Annotated in this window: 5 protein-coding genes and 1 pseudogene; all 6 read left to right on the forward strand. The window is 33.1% G+C overall.

The genetic code is table 11. The features are described from left to right. Positions 1-254: hypothetical protein (locus tag HMPREF2573_RS09260; RefSeq protein ID WP_210383679.1), on the forward strand; the 254-nt coding region annotated here is incomplete at its 5' end. Then, on the forward strand, positions 251-703 hold the full coding sequence (locus HMPREF2573_RS00255; protein ID WP_003663355.1) for a DUF4279 domain-containing protein: 453 nt from the start codon (positions 251-253) through the stop codon (positions 701-703). The genes HMPREF2573_RS09260 and HMPREF2573_RS00255, both read left to right, overlap by 4 nt. Positions 704-798: 95 nt before the next feature. After that, a complete protein-coding gene (locus HMPREF2573_RS00260) occupies positions 799-1308 on the forward strand; it encodes a DNA/RNA non-specific endonuclease (RefSeq protein ID WP_070472104.1) in 510 nt (169 codons plus the stop codon). Beyond that, positions 1305-1715: a hypothetical protein gene (locus HMPREF2573_RS00265; RefSeq protein WP_003670980.1), complete on the forward strand. Its 411-nt coding sequence runs from the start codon at positions 1305-1307 to the stop codon at positions 1713-1715. The genes HMPREF2573_RS00260 and HMPREF2573_RS00265 overlap by 4 nt, the downstream gene beginning before the upstream one ends. A 143-nt stretch (positions 1716-1858) precedes the next feature. Next, positions 1859-2494 (forward strand): annotated as a pseudogene (locus HMPREF2573_RS09455) (polymorphic toxin-type HINT domain-containing protein); the annotation flags it as partial. A gap of 10 nt (positions 2495-2504) precedes the next feature. Next, positions 2505-2834, forward strand: a complete 330-nt coding sequence (locus tag HMPREF2573_RS00275; RefSeq protein ID WP_064607910.1) for a hypothetical protein — start codon at positions 2505-2507, stop codon at positions 2832-2834. Positions 2835-2873 lie beyond the last annotated feature (39 nt).

Genomic DNA, 2873 nt, shown 5'->3' on the forward strand with positions numbered 1-2873 from the left:
GGGTGTGGGTGCATAATGATGGGTGTTGTGGGTTATTACAGAAAGGGGGTAATAAAATTAATGGCAATACATCAAAAAAATTAAATGAGGCTTGGGGAACAAATTATACTTCTAGGGATATTGGCAGAGGTTTGGAATCTTTAAAAAAAGAAAATGGTATCCCTGCTAATCATCATGGGAAAATTATGTCCAATGGAGGCTATGTGGGAGAAAATGGAATTAATTATGGAAATATTTTGGATTACATGCCATGAATGATAAAAACAAACACTCTAGAATGACACCAATAACATATGATTATCCATCATGTGGTTATGTTTATGCTGAATTCATTGTTTATTGTAATTTTGATAATATCAAAAATATTAACAATATTACACCCAGTTATAAACAAGTCAAAGGAGACATCATTGAAAATTCTCTTGGGAGAAAAAGGATTGCTAATCTAGATTTATGGAAACTCTCATCGGAGAATAAAATAAAATCAAGAGATGCTAGAAATCATATTGATTACATTCTTGAAAAGATATATCCCAACAAGGAGGTTATCATTCAATTGCAAGAATATCATAAAATGTTTATATCTTGTGTTTGGTTTTCTAGTGGGGATACAGGTGGGCCTGCAATATGGCCAGAACAAATGAAGCTATTAAGTGACTTAAACCTAGAGTTAAGTTTTAGTTTCTACCCATATGAGTGGTAAGATAATTTGTTTATTTTTAGGAACCAAAAGACCCTCATCCACGCTCTACTCCAAAACTCTTCCACACCTACCATATTGGTGAATATGGGGCGTGGGTGCATAATGCGGAGTGTTGTGATGTAATTCAAGGTAATGCAGGTAGTAAAAGACAGTGGGACACCAATCTTAATAAACAAACACTTAATCCCAACACAAGGCATGAAGTGAATAATGACATCCATAAACATATATATCACACAGATGGTCAAGGCAGGGTTAATAAGGTGGAAGGTCAATTATCTTTAGGTAAAATGCCAAGAAACAGAAGTCAGCAGGTGAGTGTTGGTAAATCCGTCAATCCTACTGGCGATGAAGGTGGGCATTTGATTGCTAGTATACTTGGTGGAGCTGGCGATAGAATTAATATGGTGCCACAAGCACAAAGATTAAATAGAAGTGATTGGAAAAAGATGGAGAATGAATTGGCTCGTGAGCTTAAAGTGGGTAAATCTGTCTCTGTCAAGATTGATATTGGGTATCCACTGGGTGATTCGGTAAGACCGAATCGATTTAAAGTTGTGGCGACAATCAATGGTAAGCCGAAAGAATGGAGATTTCAGCAATGAATAATGAAAATATTTTAGATTTTGCTCAACAATATGAGGTTTTTGCTCAAGAATTACTATATTTTATAGGAATTCAAAAATGGAATAAAGCTTATATTAAATATGAAATATATAATCAAATGATTTCAATCGAAAGATGGTTTATTTTTGAAAATCAGGAATTTTGGCTTGGAAATGAAATTTTAGATGATATTTGGGAAAGTTCTTCTAAATCGGTTTATTACATCAGAGATACAATGTTAGAAAGAACAGGACATCGCATTTGGGGATTATTATTCACCTTATACCCTAATGGTAAATTTAAGATAGAATATGATTATAATAAGCCAGATGATTATGAAGAAAGTGATGAGGTTATCTCAGGTGATGAAATTAACCAATCGTTAAATAAACTGGGAATAAAATAACTTGCGATTTTCACTTTCATACAAAACCCAACTTTTTATCTAAACTCAAATGGGTTGGTTGTAACTATCAACAACCCTTTTTTGGATAACGGTCAAAACAATCAAGGAAACATAGAAGTCCTAGGAATCACTTCACCCCCCCATTTTGGGTAGAAGGCATTGGCTGGCTTAAAGCTTCTTTACTAGAACAAGGCATGACCCTACTTGACAAACATGGTCTGCCTAATGTTACAATCCTCAGCCAAACAAAGCTAACCCACACCGATACCGTCTACAACTTTGAAGTAGATGACTTCCACACCTACCATATTGGCGAGTTTGGGGGGTGGGTGCATAATGCGGATTGTTGTGATTTTATTATTGGCGGTGATAGTACAGCTGTATCAATTAAAAATATGTCTCAACAAGAAATCATTGGCATACAACGAGAATTAAATGTAACACATATTACTGGCGGAAAATTAGCAAAAATTATCAATAAAAATGGTCATCTTGAGGATATGCCAATTCGTAGTGTAGATGGTAGAATTTTAACTGGTATTGATATCATTGGAAAAAATGGAGAATATATTTCTGTCGGTGGTCCAGCAAAAGGCTCTACACCTGAAAAGTTAGCAGAAACACTAAGAAAATTACAAATTTTAAAGAGTGAGGCGGAAAAGAATGGCACCAAGGCTATGGTTTACTATGAAAGAGGGAATAGTGAGAAATTCCAAAGATTAATTGAAGAATCTAAAAAAATTCTTGGTAAAGAAAATGTAGTAATTTTTGATAAATAGGATTTTTTATATGTATTCTATATATGTTTTTTTAAAAAATGGGAGCAATATTGAACTGTTTTTAGGTTCTGCAACTTCTTTGAGTTTTATATATCAACCAGCTAAATTATTGGAATTAAATCTCATATATGAATTTAATGAAGAGCGTGATTTAAATAGTGTTGATGATTTTTCTGAATTTATTGAGCAGATTAGACAAATAGTTGATTTTTGGAAAGAGGAAAACAACTATATTAATCACAATAGGCCAGATAGTGATTTTATAAATAGATTGTTATATTTTCATAATGGTATTAAAAACCTATCTTTGTATGAAATATCAAGCATATCTATATTTTAATTTTAATCCATAAATAATCGATCAAATAGTTCGCATTTA

Origin of the sequence: Moraxella sp. HMSC061H09 (assembly GCF_001809255.1) — a bacterium.
GTDB lineage: Bacteria > Pseudomonadota > Gammaproteobacteria > Pseudomonadales > Moraxellaceae > Moraxella > Moraxella catarrhalis.